Source organism: Streptomyces sp. NPDC048420, from assembly GCF_040651535.1.
Classification (GTDB): domain Bacteria; phylum Actinomycetota; class Actinomycetes; order Streptomycetales; family Streptomycetaceae; genus Streptomyces.
Genome location: NZ_JBEZKG010000009.1, coordinates 40,145 through 56,657 on the forward strand (window position 1 = coordinate 40,145; position 16,513 = coordinate 56,657).

General features: G+C 72.6%; 16 protein-coding genes. 5 read left to right on the forward strand and 11 right to left on the reverse strand.

Features of this window, described 5'->3' with window-relative positions; translation table 11 throughout:
• Positions 1 to 2: 2 nt before the first annotated feature.
• The 6 genes from AB0D34_RS17550 to AB0D34_RS17575 form a co-directional block, all read right to left on the reverse strand.
• On the reverse strand, positions 3 to 1,346 hold the full coding sequence (locus AB0D34_RS17550; RefSeq protein WP_362662415.1) for a hypothetical protein: 1,344 nt from the start codon (positions 1,344 to 1,346) through the stop codon (positions 3 to 5).
• A 93-nt stretch (positions 1,347 to 1,439) separates the two neighbouring features.
• On the reverse strand, positions 1,440 to 1,868 hold the full coding sequence (locus AB0D34_RS17555; protein WP_362662417.1) for an OsmC family peroxiredoxin: 429 nt from the start codon (positions 1,866 to 1,868) through the stop codon (positions 1,440 to 1,442).
• 62 nt (positions 1,869 to 1,930) lie between these two features.
• Positions 1,931 to 3,721, reverse strand: coding sequence for a hypothetical protein (locus AB0D34_RS17560; RefSeq protein ID WP_362662419.1), 1,791 nt, complete (start codon positions 3,719 to 3,721; stop codon positions 1,931 to 1,933).
• Positions 3,718 to 4,779: a MoxR family ATPase gene (locus tag AB0D34_RS17565; protein ID WP_362662421.1), complete on the reverse strand. Its 1,062-nt coding sequence runs from the start codon at positions 4,777 to 4,779 to the stop codon at positions 3,718 to 3,720. The genes AB0D34_RS17560 and AB0D34_RS17565 overlap by 4 nt, the downstream gene beginning before the upstream one ends.
• A gap of 130 nt (positions 4,780 to 4,909) precedes the next feature.
• Entirely contained in the window at positions 4,910 to 7,003 is a 2,094-nt protein-coding gene (locus AB0D34_RS17570) for a phage holin family protein (protein ID WP_362662422.1), read from the reverse strand.
• Between the two features lie 73 nt (positions 7,004 to 7,076).
• Entirely contained in the window at positions 7,077 to 7,478 is a 402-nt protein-coding gene (locus AB0D34_RS17575; RefSeq protein ID WP_362662423.1) for a hypothetical protein, read from the reverse strand.
• Positions 7,479 to 7,561: 83 nt separating this feature from the next.
• On the opposite strand from AB0D34_RS17575, the gene AB0D34_RS17580 reads away from it, so the two are divergent.
• Together AB0D34_RS17580 and AB0D34_RS17585 are read left to right on the forward strand one after the other, a co-directional pair.
• A complete protein-coding gene (locus tag AB0D34_RS17580; RefSeq protein WP_362662424.1) occupies positions 7,562 to 8,335 on the forward strand; it encodes an MBL fold metallo-hydrolase in 774 nt (257 codons plus the stop codon).
• Positions 8,332 to 8,952: a VTT domain-containing protein gene (locus AB0D34_RS17585; protein ID WP_362662426.1), complete on the forward strand. Its 621-nt coding sequence runs from the start codon at positions 8,332 to 8,334 to the stop codon at positions 8,950 to 8,952. Before AB0D34_RS17580 ends, AB0D34_RS17585 begins: the two co-directional genes overlap by 4 nt.
• On the opposite strand, the gene AB0D34_RS17590 is transcribed toward AB0D34_RS17585, so the two are convergent.
• From AB0D34_RS17590 to AB0D34_RS17605, 4 genes are all read right to left on the reverse strand, one after another.
• Positions 8,906 to 10,066 (reverse strand): MBL fold metallo-hydrolase, encoded by a 1,161-nt coding sequence (locus AB0D34_RS17590; RefSeq protein ID WP_362662428.1) that lies wholly within the window; start codon positions 10,064 to 10,066, stop codon positions 8,906 to 8,908. The genes AB0D34_RS17585 and AB0D34_RS17590 overlap by 47 nt on opposite strands.
• Positions 10,063 to 11,307: an aminotransferase class I/II-fold pyridoxal phosphate-dependent enzyme gene (locus tag AB0D34_RS17595; RefSeq protein ID WP_362662430.1), complete on the reverse strand. Its 1,245-nt coding sequence runs from the start codon at positions 11,305 to 11,307 to the stop codon at positions 10,063 to 10,065. Before AB0D34_RS17595 ends, AB0D34_RS17590 begins: the two co-directional genes overlap by 4 nt.
• A gap of 185 nt (positions 11,308 to 11,492) precedes the next feature.
• Positions 11,493 to 12,230: a hypothetical protein gene (locus AB0D34_RS17600; RefSeq protein WP_362662432.1), complete on the reverse strand. Its 738-nt coding sequence runs from the start codon at positions 12,228 to 12,230 to the stop codon at positions 11,493 to 11,495.
• Between the two features lie 270 nt (positions 12,231 to 12,500).
• The gene (locus tag AB0D34_RS17605) at positions 12,501 to 13,298 is read right to left on the reverse strand and encodes an RNA polymerase sigma factor SigF (RefSeq protein WP_362662434.1); all 798 of its coding nucleotides are present in this window, start codon (positions 13,296 to 13,298) and stop codon (positions 12,501 to 12,503) included.
• 247 nt (positions 13,299 to 13,545) lie between these two features.
• Between AB0D34_RS17605 and AB0D34_RS17610 the strand changes: the two genes are divergently transcribed.
• Positions 13,546 to 15,342 carry a thiamine pyrophosphate-requiring protein gene (locus AB0D34_RS17610; protein WP_362662436.1) on the forward strand — a complete coding sequence of 599 codons (1,797 nt, stop codon included), beginning with the start codon at positions 13,546 to 13,548 and terminating at the stop codon, positions 15,340 to 15,342.
• On the opposite strand, the gene AB0D34_RS17615 is transcribed toward AB0D34_RS17610, so the two are convergent.
• Positions 15,296 to 15,469: a hypothetical protein gene (locus AB0D34_RS17615; protein WP_362662438.1), complete on the reverse strand. Its 174-nt coding sequence runs from the start codon at positions 15,467 to 15,469 to the stop codon at positions 15,296 to 15,298. The genes AB0D34_RS17610 and AB0D34_RS17615 overlap by 47 nt on opposite strands.
• Positions 15,470 to 15,619: 150 nt before the next feature.
• On the opposite strand from AB0D34_RS17615, the gene AB0D34_RS17620 reads away from it, so the two are divergent.
• On the forward strand, positions 15,620 to 16,006 hold the full coding sequence (locus tag AB0D34_RS17620) for a DUF2795 domain-containing protein (RefSeq protein ID WP_362662440.1): 387 nt from the start codon (positions 15,620 to 15,622) through the stop codon (positions 16,004 to 16,006).
• Entirely contained in the window at positions 16,003 to 16,437 is a 435-nt protein-coding gene (locus AB0D34_RS17625) for a CBS domain-containing protein (protein WP_362662442.1), read from the forward strand. The genes AB0D34_RS17620 and AB0D34_RS17625 overlap by 4 nt, the downstream gene beginning before the upstream one ends.
• The last annotated feature ends 76 nt before the right edge of the window (positions 16,438 to 16,513 follow it).

The window sequence follows — 16,513 nt, forward strand, 5'->3', positions numbered from 1 at the left end:
GGTCAGCTTCCGGACGGTGGGCGCTGGGCGGGGATCGGGGCGGGAGGGGTCAGCAGGGGGCCGGAGCGTCTGCCGGTGCGGATGATCCGGACGTATCCGATCGCGGCGAGCACCAGGAAGGGAACCCAGGCCAGCAGGTACGCCGGGAGGTACTGGGCGTCGAAGATCGAGCGGTGGGAGTTGACGGTCGTGGCGTTGACGCCGAAGAACGCGAGCAGCAGCGTCGGCGGCAGGGCGATCAGGGTGGCGATCGCGACCAGCACGGACACCGTACGGTCCCGGCGGTCGTCGCGTTCCGAGAGTTCGGCGTCCAGGGCCGCCGAGCGGGCGCTGATCACCGAGGTGAGCCGCTCCACCATGCGGGCCGAGTTGTCGAGGCTGTCCCGGATGCCGAGGGCGTCCCGCAGGGAGGACTGGAAGGCCTCCATGACCATCTCCGGGATCAGCAGACTGTCGACGTACGCCTCCACCCCGAAGGCCAGGTCCAGCTGGAGCTCGTTGACCCCCGCGGACAGCTGTGAGATCAGCGAGCGGATCTCGTACGGCGAGCTCGCCGAGGCCTGTTCGTTCGCCCGCATCGTCTCGAACGCGGCCAGCCGGGTGCGCTGGAGGACGGCGAGCGCGGAGACCATGCCGATGGCGACCAGGGTCAGGCCGTTCTCCACGTGCTCGGCCCAGCCGGTGTGGACGGAGACTCCGCGGCCGTGCGCGGAGAGCGTGCTGCCGTGGTTCCTGAGGTTGGGCGCCTCCGAGGCGGCCATCCGGCCGCGGTACACGATCTCGTTCAGCACGAGCGACTGCCGGGCCGTGTCGGTGCCGAGCAGCTCCTCGCGCAACTCCCCGCCGGGGAAGACGAGTTGGTGGACGTTCTGGCCGAAGGCGAGCGGCTCCCGGGGCGCGAGCCGCTGCCCCAGCACCTCGAGCAGGGGCCGGGCGCCGAGCGTGATCAGGTCCCGGTCGAAGCAGGTGTCGGCGAGCCACGCGGCCAGCGCGTCGGGGGGCGTCGGACCGGTGAACTCGCAGTCCAGGACCAGGGTGATGTCACCGCGCGGGGTGGCGAGGACGGCGAACTCGGCCGATTCCAGGGCGAGTCCGTGGCCCCCGTGGGGCAGCCGCAGCTCCGCGGGCGCCACGTCCTGGACGAGCACCGGCACGGGAAGCACCGCCTCGCTGGACTTCAGGTGCAGGGCGAAGCGGCCGAAGTCGAACCGGTCGACGAGGCTGCCGAGCGAGGACCGCTGCGGGTCCAGGGTGCCGCTGAGGCTGAACAGCACCAGGACACGGGTGAGTCGACGGGTCCCGGAGTCGAGTGCCGCCGTGCCGCCGGACGTTGTTCCCGGAATCATCGCGTCCCTTCCCACACCCTGCTCTTCCTACCCGAGCCGGGCCCTGCGCAGACCGCCCCGGACAAGCGGCCTGCGCGACAGGTGCCCTCGGGGTCAGGCGAGCTTCGCGTCCAGGGTGATCGGGACGCTCTTCAGGGCCTGGCTGACCGGGCAGTTGGCCTTGGCGTCGTCCGCGGCGGCGGCGAATCCCTCCTCGTCCAGGCCCGGGACGGTGCCCTCGACGGTGAGGTGGATGCCGGTGATGCCCTCACCCGGCTGGAAGGTGACATCGGCTGAGGTGGTGAGCTTGGTGGGCGGGGTGCCCGCGCCGTGCAGGGCGTGGGACAGCGCCATGGAGAAGCAGCTGGAGTGCGCGGCGGCGATCAGCTCCTCGGGGCTGGTCTTGCCGTTGGCGTCCTGGGAGCGCGAGGCCCACGTGACCGGCTGGGCCTCGATGGCGCCGGAGGAGTCGAAGTTGACGACACCGCTCCCCTCGAGGAGGTTGCCTTCCCAGACGGTGTGTGCGGAGCGCGTGGTTGCCACGATCAGTCCTTTCCTGTGGTCCCGCTGACGGGGGTGCGGGAGCCATCCGATCACACTACGGCTCAGCTCACGTTAAAGACCGGCCCACGCGCGGTGAACGGCAGTCTCGCCCCCTGCGGGATCAGATAGGCGTGCTCGCGCCGGACACGCAGGGTGTCGCACCAGCCGTCGGTGATCACCAGTACGGGCGCACCGGGCGGGAAGTCGTCGGCGCGGTGCAGCAGGTCGATGCCGGGCTGCAGGACGGTGCCGCCCCGGCCGTGCACCCGGACCCGGCCCGCGATCTCGGTCACGGGCAGATAGCCGGCGTCGTGCGGGGCGGCGTCGCAGAACACGACCCGGGCGGCGGGTACGTCCCGGGCCTCGGCGTACGAGGCGATCGCGCCGAGCGCCTTGCCGAGCAGGGTGCGGTTCATCGAGCCGGAGGTGTCCAGGACCACGCCGAAGGTGCAGCGGGCGATCTCCTCGGGCGGGAACCAGCGGCCCGCGCGGGGGATGTCGGGGGTGGCGGACTGCCGGCGCGAGGGACGGGCGTACGAGCGCACGGCCTGTGGGCTGGGCACGAACTCGTCGAACCAGCGGGCCAGTCGCGCGTCCCAGGGCAGCGGCGGATGGCTCAGCGCGCGGATCTCCTCGACGAGGCCGCCGGGCAGGAACCCGCGCTCCTGTTGCTGGTGCAGGTCGAGGCCCCGGGCGAGGCCGCGGCGGTAGAACTCGTCGAGGTCGACGTAGTCGCGCGGCGAGCCGAGCGGGCCGCCGAGGATGTCACCGGCGCCCTTGCCGCGCAGGGTCGACAGACGACGCATGCGGCGCAGGTCGCCGGCGATACGGTCGTAGACCTCCTCGGAGGAGAGGCCGGTGAGCTCGGGGTCGTACAGCAGGCCCTCGGGCATGAGGCCGATCTGCATCTCGTTCAGCCAGCCGTTGATGACGTAGTCGCAGGCGATGTTGAAGAGGTAGGGGTCGCGGGTGCCGCAGCGGTCGCCATGGCGCAGGGCGGCGTGGAGCATCTCGTGGGCGAGGATGAACCGCCATTCCTCGTCGTCGAACCGGCGCAGCGGGTTGATGTAGATCTCGCCGGCCTCGGCGTTGACGGCGGCGACGGAGATGCCGTGGGCGCGGGCGAGTTCGGCGTCGGCGACCAGTTTGATGCCGGCCGCGATGCCGCCGAGCAGCGGGTAGGAGGAGATGAACCAGCTCAGGGCCCGCTGCCAGGGGCGCAGCGCGGGCGCCTCGCCGTCGAGGGAGTCGCGGCGGCCGCCCGCCATGTCCATCGCCGCCGACACGGTCCTGGTCAGGGCGGTGGCGAACGCGAGCTGCCAGTCGGGCGGCTGGGACCAGCCCGTCCACCGCAGCAGCAGTTGGTCGGGCTCGGGGCCCGCGGTACCGCCGTGTTCGTAGACGGCGGGGATGCCGTCGCGTCGCCAGCGGGCGGCGAGCTGCTCCTCGTCGCCGTCGGGGTAGGAGGCGGGCAGGTGCTCGGGGGTCTCGCCGACGGGGAAGCCGAGCAGGAAGCGGTTGACGACCACGCAGCGGGCGGTGAGGTCGAAGCGGTCCGGCTGGGGGCGTTCGGCCTTCACGGCGGGTACGTGTCCGAAGCCGAGGTGGAGGACGGCGTGGGCCAACGCCCAGGCCCAGGCGGCGGGTTCGGCCAGACGGTGGGGATGGACGTGCAGGTCTCCGTCGGAGTCGGCCACCACGAGCCCGTCGCGGGGCGCGAACCGGCAGTCCTCCCTGCGGCAGACGTCGAACTCGACCGCCGCGAGCGCCGGGTTGGCCTTGAGCAGCCGCATCCCCTCGGCGAAGGCCTCGGCGGCGAGGTCCCGCTTCTTCTTTTGGGGGCTGCGGCTCACCGCCGCGCCTCCACCAGCCGGGGCATGTCACGAGCCGCCTCGACGAGGAACCAGGAGGGCAGTACGGGATTGCCGTCGGCGTCGGACGCGATGACGGTCTGGGCCACCTCGACGGAGATCTCGGCGAGTTGGACCAGCAGCGACTTGGCACGGTACGCGGTCTGGCGGCCGTTCGCCGACATGTGCTCCTTGCTGACCGGGAGTTCCTTGATCAGGCGGCCGCGGAAGGACTCGGCGAGGTAGTAGAGCAGATCGCGGTCCTCAAGGCGGTTCGGCCACCGCACATCGCCCTTGATGATCGCCTCGATGCCGAAGCGGCTGCGCACGATCTTGACGTAACCGCAGAACGCGGTTGCGTGCACGGGGGTCAGCGTGCCGTGCGCGAGGACTTTCAGGGTCTCCTCGTCGAGGTCCCGGCCGAAGGAGTGCAGCGCGTCGGAGAGCATGTGCCAGGAGCGGGGCGTGGAGAAGGGCTCCTCGGTCTTCGGCGGCCTGGACCACAGGTGGTCGGGCCGGTCGGTGAGGTGGTCGAGGATCCAGGGGTCGATGCCGTTCTCACCGGCCCAGACCAGCCAGTCCTTCGGGGACGCCTCCAGGTGGACGTGGGTGAGGCGGTTGACGAGGGCGGAGGCGATGGGCCGGGCCAGGGCGTTGTCGGTGGCCCGGTTTCCGGCACCGATGACGATGGAGCCCTTGGGAAGCTCGTAGTCCCCGATACGGCGGTCCAGGATCAGCGAGTAGAACGCCTTCTGCACATCCGGCGTGGCCGCGTTCAGCTCGTCCAGGAACAGGCAGTACGGCTCGTCACGCGCGATCGACTCCGGCGGACAGAACACCGACCGCCCGTCCCGGATCTGCGGCACCCCGATGAGGTCCTCGGGGGCGAGCTGCGTCCCGATCAGACTCACGCACTCGAGCCCCAGCGAAGCGGCGAACTCCCTGACGAGGGAGGACTTCCCGATCCCGGGGGCGCCCCAGACGAAGACGGGCCGCACGGTGGCGAGCCCGAGCAGCAGCTCAGGAATACGGGAGGGCGTGACGGTGACGGCAGCCTGCAAGGCAGAAACTCCAGGGAGTGTTCGAGGGAGGGCGACTCGAACAGTGTGGGCGGGGCTCCGTACAGACGCACCTGTTTTTAGGGGCGCGGGGAACTGCGCGACAAGCTCCCACCGGCCCGCAGACAAACCACTACGCGGCCTTCTCCTCCGCCTTCGCCTTCGCCTTCGCCTTCGCCAACGGCACTTGAGGACCCCCGGCTTCGTCCAGCCACCCCCGCAGCACCTCATGAACCCCCTCCGCCCCCACCAGCCCCTCCGGCGGCGCGGACAAGGCGAGCGGCGACAACAGGAACGGTTTCCCCTGCGCCCCGCCAAGCCCACCGTGCGACCCGATCTGCTCCTCGAAGGCCAGCACCTCCCCCTCCGCCGGATCGAACCACGAGTTGACCATGATGTCGGCGGTGTGCGGAAAGGAGTGCGTCCGCCGCACGACATCCGCCGCCCCGGGCCCGAAGTCCGCCAACGGCCCCGGAGTCTCGTCCAGTTGCTCCAGCGGGATCTCCGTGCCGAACGGCCCCAGCACCACCCCACCGTGCTCCTCACTGCGCACCAGCAGGAACCCGATACCCGGATGATTCGCGAGAGTCGTCAGCAGAGCCGGGTGCCGCGCGTCGATCTCCTCCTTGCTCATCCGGTGGTGCACGTCCGGGAAGGAGACGAGCCCGAGGTTCCCCGAGGCCAGCACGATCGGCTCGGAGTCACGGGCGGGCCGGTACTCCTCGCGCCCCTCCTTGCCGGGCCGGCGCAGCGCCGCACGGACGGCGGCGCGTGCCTCCGCCCCGCTGTGGGTGCGCTCGGCCTTGCGCGGCACGGGCAGCCCGCAGCCGGCCCGGACCAGGTCGCCGAGGGTGAGCCCGTAGCGGGTGCGGAAGGTCTCCCCGGGGCTCTGGCCGTGGTCGGAGAGGACGACGATCCGGTACGGCCGCGGGGCGTGCTCGGCGACGTTCTCGATCAGCGCGAGCGAGCGGTCAAGGCGCTCCAGGACCTTCGCGGCGTCACGGCTGGTCGGTCCGGAGTGGTGGGCGACCTCGTCGTAGGCGACGAGGTCGGCGTAGACGGCCGTACGCCCCGCGAGCATGTCGCCCATGACGGCGGCGACGACGACGTCCCGCTCGACGACGGTCGCGAAGGCGCGGACGAGCGGGTACAGGCCGCCGCGGCCCACGCGCGGCCGCTCCTTGCGGGCCCGGGCGCGGGTCGACTGGCCTATCTCGCGGCCGACCTCGGCGATGAAGGAGAGGGCGGTGCGGACGGCGTTGGCGGGGTCCGAGAAGTAGGCGAAGTAGCCCGCGCGGGAGCGGGTCTCGCGGCTGCGGCGGCGGGTGGCGATGGACAGGACGAGGGCCTGTTCCTCGGCGCCGCCGGAGAAGAGGTTGCCGCGGCTGGCCCCGTCGACGGCGAGCAGTCCGCCGTGTCCCGCCTGCTCCACGGCCCGGCGCTGGAGTTCGACGGCGCTGGTCGGACGGTTGCAGACCATCACCTCGCCGCGGTCCTTCTCGTACCAGCGGAAGGCGGGGACGTCGTGGTTGCTGCCGTGCAGGATGCCGAGCTGGCTGGCGCCGGTCTGGCTGGACCAGTCGGTGCGCCAGGAGGTGAGCCGGTGGGTGGGGCGGGCCCTGCGGCCGGGGGTGTTCCCCTGGCCGGTCCAGCGGGCGATCGTCGGCATCAGGCCCTGGGCGACGGCGGCCCGCAGGACGTCGTGGCCGACGCCGTCGAGCTGGAGGAAGACCATGCCGGGGGTGGCGGGGCCCGGGGGGCCGCCTCTGCGGCGGCGGTCGGCGAGCCGGTACAGGCGGCGCCGGTAGGCGTCGTCGTCCCGGACGGCGAGGGCACCGCCGGTGGCGGAGGCGACGGCGGACATCACGGCGGCGACCACGACCGCGGTCTCGGGGGCGGCGTCGCCGCGCTCGGCGGGGTTCAGGCGCAGGGCGAGCAGCAGCAGGGCGCCGTTGAGGAAGAAGACGAGGAGCCCGAGGACCAGGGTCGGCACGAGCAGGAACAGCCGTACGAGCAGGGGCCAGACGACGGCCGACAGGACACCGAAGGCCCCGGCACCGAACGCGGCGGTGACGGCGATCCGGGTCGCGCTGTCACCGGTCGGGGACTGGAGTCTGAAGTCCGGCAGGATGCCGGCCAGCACGAGCATCGTGAGCGTCGAGGCGGCCCACACCGTGACGCTCCGCCCGACCTGACTGGCGACCCGACGCCAACGCCCTGCAAGCACGCCCCGCCCACCTCACGTCCCGGCCCGTCGTCGCTGCGGGCGCTGGGACCAGCGTGTCACACGGGTCGGACAGTCAGCGTCCGTCGTAGCCCGCCGTCGGCATGGACAGCCTGCGGTGCACCCGGGCCTTCATCTGGGCGTCGTACAAGGGCTCCGCGAACCCGACCGTCTCCACCCGCACTCCGCGCCTCGCGCACTCGGCGGTGAACTCCTCGACCGAGGACAGGGCGCTCTCCAGGACCCGGCGGCTGGGGGCCACGAAGACGTCGGTGCCGGGCCGCACCCCGTCCCACAGCACGCAGTGGTCGGCTCTGAGCCCCCGCACCAGCAGCTCCCGCCGCACGGTGTACCCCCGCTCCGCGGCCCAGCGCGCGCACATCGCGTGCTGGCTGCGGGAGTCCACCAGGAAGGGGTCGGCGTCCAGTTCCTCGAGCGGCGTCAGGCTCGCGATCGCCGTGACACGGACCGGTCCCATGGTGTCCCCCTCACCTCCGGGTTTCGCCGCCGACCCTACTCCAGCCCGTAGGCTTCGGGGAGTCGCGCGAAGGAGGCAAAGAGGTGCCGGTGGAGATCACCTGGTGGGGCCACGCCACCTGCACGGTCACCGATTCGGACGTACGTGTGCTCACCGACCCTCTGTTCGCCAGCCGGCTCGCGCATCTGCGCCGGCGCCGCGGAGCGCTGCCACCGCCCGGCGCATGGCGTGCGGACGTCGTCCTCGTCTCCCATCTGCACGCCGACCACCTGCACGTCCCCTCGCTGGCCCGCCTCGATCCGGGCACGCGCCTGCTCGTGCCCCGGGGCGCACCACGCCAGGTGCCGGGGCTGCGCCGGCTCACCCACCTCCAGCTGCGGGAGATGGCGCCCGGGGACGAGACGCGCGTGGGTGACCTGCTCATACGTGCCGTACCCGCGCTGCACGACGGGCGGCGGCTGCCGGTCGGGCCGCACCGCTCCCCCGCACTCGGGTACGTCGTGGAGGGCTCGGCGCGTACCTACTTCGCCGGGGACACCGGGCTGTTCGACGACATGGCCAAGGAGGTCGGGCCGGTCGACTTGGCGCTGCTGCCGGTCGGCGGGTGGGGGCCGTTTCTCGGGGAGGGGCACCTCGACGCGGGACGTGCGGCCCGGGCCCTGGCGCAGCTCGCGCCGCGCAGTGCCGTGCCGGTGCACTACGGGACGTACTGGCCGATCGGGATGGACGCGGTGCGACCGCACGAATTCCATGCGCCGGGCGCGGAGTTCGTGCGCCTGGCGGGCGAGTTCGCGCCCGAGGTGGATGTGCACCGGCTGGAGCACGGGGAGAGTGTGCGGCTGGAGGTCGCCCGGTGACGTGGCTCGCGGCCGCGTCCACGGGGGTGGCGCCGGGCACCGCTTCCCAGGCCGTCGGGTATCCGACGCTGTTCCTGCTCGTGTTCCTCGGGGCGCTGGTGCCGGTGGTGCCGACCGGGGCGCTGGTCAGTTCGGCCGCCGTGGTGGCCTTCCACCAGACGGCGCCGCTCGCTCTGGTGCTGGTGTTCGTCACGGCCTCGCTCGCCGCGTTCCTCGGGGACATCGCGCTGTACTGGCTCGGGCGGCGGGGGATGAAGTCGAGGAACGGGTCGCGGTGGCTGGAGGCGATCCGGTCCCGGGCGCCGGAGGAGCGGCTGTCTCAGGCGCAGGGGAAGCTGGCGGACCATGGGGTGGCCGTTCTTGTTCTTTCCCGGCTGGTGCCGGCCGGGCGGATTCCGGTGATGCTGGCGTGTCTCCTGGCGGAGTGGCCGCTCAGGCGGTTTGTGCGGGGGAATCTGCCGGCCTGTCTGGCGTGGGCCGTGACGTATCAGTTGATCGGGATTCTGGGTGGGTCGCTGTTCGAGGAGCCTTGGGAGGGGGTTGTCGCGGCGGTCGTGCTGACTGTTGCGATCAGTGCGGCGCCGAGTTTGTGGAAGCGGGTTCGGGCGGATCGGTGAGGTTTCGTCGCGGGGTGCGGGTGTGTGGGGGCTGGTCGCGCAGTTTCCCGCGCCCCTGAGGGCGCTCCAGGAGCCGTGAGCCTCCAATGGGCAGGTCCCATAGGTTCTCCCGCGCCAGGCCCGCCTTCTCCCACGCCCTCCTCACCCTCGTCAGCGGCTCCAGCACCGGCTCCGCCGACAGTACGAACGTCGCCCAGTGCATCGGGGCCATCCTCGCCGCGCCCAGGTCCTGGGTCGCCCGCACCGCTTCCTCCGGGTCGCAGTGGACGTCGCTGAGCCACCAGCGGGGGTCGTAGGCGCCGATGGGAAGGAGGGCCAGGTCGATGCCGGGGTAGCGGTTGCCGATGTGGGCGAACCAGTGGCCGTAGCCGGTGTCGCCCGCGAAGTAGACGCGTTGGCCGTCCTGGGCGGTGAGGACCCAGCCGCCCCAGAGGGTGCGACAGGTGTCCGTGAGGGAGCGCTTGGACCAGTGGTGGGCGGGGACGAAGTCGAAGCGGACGCCGTTCAGTTCGGCCGCCTCCCACCAGTCGAGTTCGGTCACCGCGGTGAAGCGGCGGCGGTGGAACCAGCGGGCCAGGCCGGCCGGGACGAAGACCGGGGTGTCGCGCGGGAGGCGGCGCAGGGTCGGGGCGTCCAGGTGGTCGTAGTGGTTGTGGCTGATGACGACCGCGTCGATGCGGGGCAGGGCGTTCCAGTCGATGCCGACCGGGGTGATACGGGCCGGGGTGCCGAGGATGCGGCGCGACCAGACGGGGTCGGTGAGGATCGTCAGGCCGCCGATCCGGACCACCCAACTGGCGTGTCCCGCCCAGGAGACGGCGATGGTGCGGGCGTCGACGGCGGGGAGCGGGGCGGGGGCGTAGGGCAGCTTCGGGATGTCGGCGAGGCCCTCGGGGCCGGGGCGTACGGCGCCCTCGCGGGCGAAGCGGGCCATGGACTTCAGGCCGGGCAGGGGGGCGGTCAGGCGGTCGTGGAAGGACCGGGGCCACACTCTGCGCTCGCCCAGCGGGCGGGGTTCGGCGAGCGGCGGGGACGTCGGCGCGAAGGAGGAGGGGGCCAAGGGCTCGTCGGCCACTCGCATGCTCGTGGTCGACTCGGACTGCTGCTGCGTCATCGAGGAGGCTCCCATCGCTGAGCGTCGTCGCGGAGGTCGTCGAAGACCGACTTCAAAGTGATCAACGCGCGTTGCACGTGTGGCAGTTCCAACGGTGTGGGTGACGTGAGGCATTCCGCGCGTTCCTCGTCCGAGGCGCCGAGCAGCGGGCCGGTGGCCAGCCGTACGCGCAGCGCGCCGAGGTCGTCGCCGAAGCGGTGGCCGCCTGGCGCGGGCATGCCGAGCCGGGCGGTGAGGTGGTCCTCCAGGTCCTGGGCGTCGCCGACGCCCCGCGCGGTCAGGGCGGGGCGCAGGGGGCCGAGGTCGACGTAGAGGTGACGGCCGGCCTGCGGGGGCCTGCAGTGGGCGCCCGCGCCGGTGACGACGGCGTGCGCTGCGGCGGCCACGCGCGCGTGGAGGTGTCCTACGGCGGCGCGGTGGGCGGTGACGGGTTCGGGCTCGGTGAGGGCGTGCGCGGCGACCGCGGCGACGGGGGCCGCGATGCGGGCGCCGAGGGCGGTCAGTACGTCGAGGACGCGCGCGCGGAGGCCGTCGCCGCTGCCGTTCGCCGGGAAGCGGGCGATGGCTGCGGGCCAGCCGGTGGGGAGCAGTCCGCCGGCCAGGTCGGTGACGACGGTGACCCGGTCGGGCAGCATCTCGGCGGGGCTGAGCAGGACCGTCTCGTGCGGGGCGTGCACGGTGTCGCGCCAGGTCTCGTCGCTGACCAGGTGCAGGCCCTCGCCGGCGGCGGCCTCGACGGTCTCGTGGACCAGCTCGGGCGGGGCGACGGTGGCGGTGGGGTCGTCGGCGACGGAGAGCACCAGCAGCCGCGGGTCACCGCCCTCGGCGCGCACTCGGCGCACGGTCTCCAGAAGGGCGTACGGATCCGGGACACCGCCGCACTCGGCCGGTGTCGCCACATGGAAGACGGGTCTTCCCAACAGGCGCGCGTACGGCGCCCACCAGGCGGCACAGGGACGGGGCACCATGACGTCACCGCCGAGCGCTGCGGTGAGGGCGAGCAGGAGGGAGGGGGCGCCGGGGGCGGCGGCCATGTGGTCGGTTTCGGCGGGCAGGCCGCGGCGGGCGCTGTAGTCGCAGGCCGCCTCCAGGAGCGGGGTGCCGCCGCCGACGGGTTCGGCGCGGGGGCGGGCGGCCGCGGCGGCGAGGACGGTGGTGAGTTCGGGGAGCACGGGCAGTCCGTCGTCGGGCAGCGGGGGGCCGTAGCGGACGGGGCCGTGGTCCTCCGGGTCGGTCCGCATGGTCACCTCCGTAAGCCGCTCCGCGGGGGCTCGTCGGGTCCGCCGTCTCGCACTCGCGTGTCTCGTGCTCTCGCGTCTCGTTCCTTCGCGCCTGGCGCGCTCCTCGCGCTCTGAGTACCCACGGAGCCACCGGCCCATGGGCGCCCGTGCGGGTTGCACCCGTCACACGGGACTGACGTTTCGCCTCAGGAGTCCTCCGCGGGAGTCCTGCGGCGCAGCCGGTAGACGGCGCCCGCCGCGGCGCCCGCGATCAGCAGGCCGCCGGTGACCAGGGCGGGCACGTTGTCGGTGAAGGTGCCGCCCTCGCCGGCACGGACGGGGCGCTGGACGGGCGCGGCGGCGCAGGTCTCGGTACGCGGCTCCGCGTACGGCTCGGTGTACGGCTCGGTGTACGGCTCGGTGTACGGCTCGGTGTACGGCTCCGCGTATGGCTCCGCGTACGGCTCGGTCCGCGGCTTGGCGCACGGGTGGTTGCCGCCGCTGTCGGTGCTGCCGTGGGTGACGGTGAAGGTGGCGCTCCAGGCCTGGCCCGGTGCGCGGTCGACCGTGGGGCAGGTGCCGTCGACGGTCCACGCGGAGTCCGTGCCGACACCGCTCTCAGCGTCCTGGAGCTCCTGGTCGGCGGCGATGCGCGCGGTGCCGCTGTAGGCGGGGCCGGAGACCCCGTCGTCGTTGCCGGGCACCAGTTGCAGCCGGACGGTCTCCGTCTCGAAGGCCTGTGAGGTGGCTTCGAGGGTGGCCGGTGGCGTGCCGGTGCCGGGGTCGCAGGAGACGGACACGGTGACGCTGCCGCCCGGGGTGACGCTGCTCGGGCTGACTTCCGCGGCCGGGTCCGCGAAGGCGTCCGGCGCGGCGACGCCGAGGGTCATGCCCAGGGCGGGAACGACGATGGACAGGGCCCGGAGACGGGCGGTGCGGCGCATGGGGAGGACTCCTTCGGCCGACGGCTGCGGGCCCGTCGTCGGCGTCGGAGGTACGACGACCGGGCCTGGGGGCACGGCGGTCGTACCCACAGCCATCACAGCCCGGCGGATCCCGCGCCGCGCGCGGCCGGACGCCATTGGCGGGACGGGCGGGGCCGAGTGGGTGACGCCCACGTGACGCCCACGGAAGGACGGGAGCCCCCGCTCGGAACCCCTGCCGTCAGGCCCCGCTCAGAACCCTGCCGTCAGGCCCCGCTCAGAACCCTGCCGTCAGGCCGCCGCGTCCCGCATGATCTGCTCCCGCAGCCGTCCGCAGCACCGGCTGATCAGCCGGGACACGTGCATCTGGGAGATGCCGAGCTGCTCGGCGATCCGGCTCTGTGTCATGTCGCCGAAGAACCGCATGTAGAGGATGGCGCGTTCCCGCTCGGGCAGTGCGGCCAGCCGCGGCTTCACGGCCTCGCGGTCGACGACCGTGTCGAGGGCGGGGTCGATCGAGCCCAGGGCGTCGGCGAGCGAGTAGCCGTCCTCGCTGCCGGGCAGTTCGGCGTCGAGGGAGAGCGCGGTGAAGCTCTCCAGGGCCTCCAGACCGACCAGGACGTCCTCCTCGCTCATGGACGCGTGCTCGGCTATCTCGGCGACGGTGGGCCTGCGCCCCGGGATGGTCTGGGCGAGGTCCTGGGAGGCGAAGCGGACCCGGTTGCGCAGGTCCTGGACCCGGCGCGGCACGTGCAGGGTCCACATGTGGTCGCGGAAGTGCCGCTTGATCTCGCCGGTGATGGTGGGCACGGCGTAGCTCTCGAAGGCGTTGCCGCGTGCGGGGTCGTAGCGGTCGACGGCCTTGACCAGGCCGAGGGCGGCGACCTGGCGCAGGTCGTCGAGGCTCTCGCCGCGGCTGCGGAAGCGTCCGGCGAGCCGGTCGGCCATGGGCAGCCAGGCCTCGACGACCTGCCCGCGCAGGGTGTCGCGCTCGGCGCCCGGAGGGAGCTCGGCGAGCCTGCGGAAGGCGTCGGCGGTGTCGGGTGCGTCGTCGTGCGGGTGGTGCTTCGCGCTCACTGGAGTGGGCATGTGCGTCGCAACTCCCTAGATCGTGCTCTGGGTTGGACGTTCGACGTGGGAGCGCGTCCGCGAGGCGCAACCGGGCGGGCGCGACCGTGGCGGCGGGGGGCCGCTCCCACGGACGTGCCTCCGGTCCGAAGCACTGAGACTGCGCCTGCCCCCGGCCCCCGGTGGCAAACACGGGTCAGGTTTTCCGGGAGCGCGCAGGGTGACTCGTAAGGCTGCTGCCTGTGCCATCCATGCGGGAGGTCAGCCCATGAGCACCAAGGTGTCCGATCACATCCTCGAGCGGCTGCGCGAATGGGGTGTGGACCATGTCTTCGGCTATCCGGGCGACGGCATCAACGGCCTGCTGGCGGCCTGGGGCCGGGCCGACAACCAGCCACGGTTCGTGCAGTCCCGGCACGAGGAGATGTCCGCGTTCGAGGCGGTCGGTTACGCCAAGTTCAGCGGTCGCATCGGAGTGTGTGCGGCGACCTCCGGGCCCGGCGCGATCCACCTGCTGAACGGCCTGTACGACGCCAAGCTGGACCATGTGCCGGTGCTGGCGATCGTCGGCCAGACGCACCGAACCGCGATGGGCGGCTCGTACCAGCAGGAGGTGGACCTGCACACCCTGTTCAAGGACGTCGCCTCGGAGTTCGTGGAGACGGTGACGGTCCCCGAGCAGCTGCCGAACGTGTTGGACCGGGCGATCCGGACCGCGTACGCCCGCCGCTGCCCCACGGCGATCATCATCCCGGGGGACGTCCAGGAGCTCGACTACTCGGCGCCCACGCACGAGTTCAAGATGGTGCCGTCCAGCCTGGACCGCAGCGACTGGACGGCGGTTCCGACCCAGGAGGCCCTGGAGCGGGCCGCGGAGATCCTCAACTCCGGTGACAAGCCCGCGATCCTGATCGGTCAGGGGGCGGCCGGCGCCCGGGCCGAGGTGGAGCGGACCGCCGAACTGCTCGGCGCGGGCGTCGCCAAGGCGCTGCTCGGCAAGGACGCGCTGAGCGACGAACTCCCGTACGTCACCGGCTCGATCGGCCTCCTCGGCACGCGACCGTCGTACGAGCTCATGCGGGACTGCGACACCCTGCTGACCATCGGGTCGTCGTTCCCGTACACGCAGTTCATGCCGGAGTTCGGCAAGGCGCGGGGCGTGCAGATCGACATCGACCCGCACATGGTCGGGATGCGTTATCCGTACGAGGTGAACCTCGTCGGCGACGCCAAGGCCACGTTGCAGCGGCTGATCCCGATGCTGGACGCGGAGCGCGGCGAGCGCGAGTGGTACAGCACGGTGTGCGACAACGTCTCGCGCTGGCGTGACGTGATGGACCAGCGGGCGCAGCAGTCGGCCGATCCGATCAACCCGGAGTACGTGGCCCGCGCCCTGGACCCGCTGCTGCCCGACAACGCGATCGTCACCTCGGACTCCGGCTCCACCGCCAACTGGTACGCCCGGCACCTGACCATGCGGCCCGGCATGCGCTCGTCGCTGTCCGGCACGCTGGCGACGATGGGCCCCGGGGTGCCGTACGCCATCGGTGCGAAGTTCGCGCACCCGGACCGGCCGGCGATCGCGCTGGTCGGCGACGGGGCGATGCAGATGAACGGGCTCGCGGAGCTCATCACGGCGGCGAAGTACCGCGATCTGTGGGAGGACCCCAGGCTGGTCATCGCCGTCTGGAACAACCACGACCTCAACCAGGTCACCTGGGAGATGCGGGCCATGGAGGGCGCCCCCTCGTTCCTGCCCTCTCAGGAGCTCCCGGACGTGCAGTACGCGGCCTTCGCGCGCTCGCTGGGGCTGACCGGCATCAGGGTCGAGAAGCCCGAGGACGTCGAGGCGGCCTGGCGGGCGGGGCTTCAGGCGGACGGGCCGGCGGTCCTGGAGTTCCTGACCGACCCCGCCGTACCGCCGATCCCACCGCACGCGACCTGGGAGCAGATGGAGGCCACGGCCGCCTCGATCGTCAAGGGCGACCCCGACGCGGCGTCCATGGTGAAGCAGGGCTTCAAGGCGAAGGTGCAGGAGTTCCTGCCGGGGCGGGAGAAGAAGTGACCGGTGGGAGGGCGGCCGGTTCGAGCCGGTCGCCGTTCTCTTCGGGCAGCAGCAGCTCCTCGTACCGGCCGAGCGCGAGCACGACGCCGAGCATGAGGAGCGGTATGAGCGCGGCGAGGAACATCATCGCCTTGTCCTTCCCGGGGGAGGTGCGCGGGGGGTCCGGGCCGGGTCTCCCGGCTTCCGTGGCGCAAACCCCGTCTTCGATGACGCAAACCCTGTGTCGGCCTCCGGTGCACGGGTACGCGGTGCGGACCCCGAAGATCTGGAGGGAGACATGCAGCGAGGCAGCGACCGGCTGAGCCGCCACCGTGACGACGAGATGAAGCACGAACTCCAGGGTCTGCTCCGCTCCGGGCATCCCACCCGCAGCGAGGAGTGGAACGACCCCGAGCCGACCGCCGACGACGATCCGCAGGTCTGGGGCGGGCCTGTGGCGCCGGGCCGGGCCGGGGCGTCGCTGGAGACCGTCCGACTGGAGCTGGCCCGCATCCTGGGCCGCAGCTCCTTCCCCGCCACTCCCGTGGAGCTGGTGCGGGTGCTGCGCCGCAAGAACGCCCCCGACATCCTCGTCGAGGCGGTGGAGGGACTGCCGCGCAAGGCGAACTACACCACCGTGCAGGAGCTCGCGCGGGCGCTGACCCGGACGGAGGACACTTCGTGACGGCCGAGCTCGTGAGGGACGTGATGACCCCCGGAGTGGTGGCCGTACGCCCGGACGCCTCGCTGGTCGAGGCGGCGCGGCTGATGCGCGCCCAGGACATCGGCGATGTGCTGGGCGCCGACGGCCGGCGGGTCGTGGGGGTGCTCACCGACCGGGACATCACGGTCCGGGCGGTCGCCGAGGGCGTCGACCCGCTGACCGTGAGCGCCAGGTCCGTGTGTACGCCCGATCCCCTGACGGTCGCTCCCGGCGCCCCGGCGACGCAGGCGGCCGCGCTGATGCGGGCGCACGCCGTCCGGCGGCTGCCGGTGATCGAGGACGGGATGCCGGTCGGCATGGTGAGCCTCGGGGACCTCGCCGAGGCCCGGGACCCGGGCTCGGCGCTCGCCGACATCACCCGCGCGGATCCGGAGGACGGGGCGTCCGTATGAACCGCGAGGAGACGGCGGGGCCCCCAGGGCGTACGGCTCGTGCAAGGAAAAAGCCTTCCAGGAAAGGGCGTTGAAT

Bases quoted from the DNA above. Each gene is read 5' to 3' on its own strand.
- AB0D34_RS17605 (WP_362662434.1), bottom strand. From the start codon at position 13,298: ATGCCCACTCCAGTGAGCGCGAAGCACCACCCGCACGACGACGCACCC.
- AB0D34_RS17595 (WP_362662430.1), bottom strand. From the start codon at position 11,307: ATGCGGACCGACCCGGAGGACCACGGCCCCGTCCGCTACGGCCCCCCG.
- AB0D34_RS17600 (WP_362662432.1), bottom strand. From the start codon at position 12,230: ATGCGCCGCACCGCCCGTCTCCGGGCCCTGTCCATCGTCGTTCCCGCC.
- AB0D34_RS17620 (WP_362662440.1), top strand. From the start codon at position 15,620: ATGCAGCGAGGCAGCGACCGGCTGAGCCGCCACCGTGACGACGAGATG.
- AB0D34_RS17615 (WP_362662438.1), bottom strand. From the start codon at position 15,469: ATGATGTTCCTCGCCGCGCTCATACCGCTCCTCATGCTCGGCGTCGTG.
- AB0D34_RS17550 (WP_362662415.1), bottom strand. From the start codon at position 1,346: ATGATTCCGGGAACAACGTCCGGCGGCACGGCGGCACTCGACTCCGGG.
- AB0D34_RS17610 (WP_362662436.1), top strand. From the start codon at position 13,546: ATGAGCACCAAGGTGTCCGATCACATCCTCGAGCGGCTGCGCGAATGG.
- AB0D34_RS17575 (WP_362662423.1), bottom strand. From the start codon at position 7,478: ATGGGACCGGTCCGTGTCACGGCGATCGCGAGCCTGACGCCGCTCGAG.
- AB0D34_RS17590 (WP_362662428.1), bottom strand. From the start codon at position 10,066: ATGACGCAGCAGCAGTCCGAGTCGACCACGAGCATGCGAGTGGCCGAC.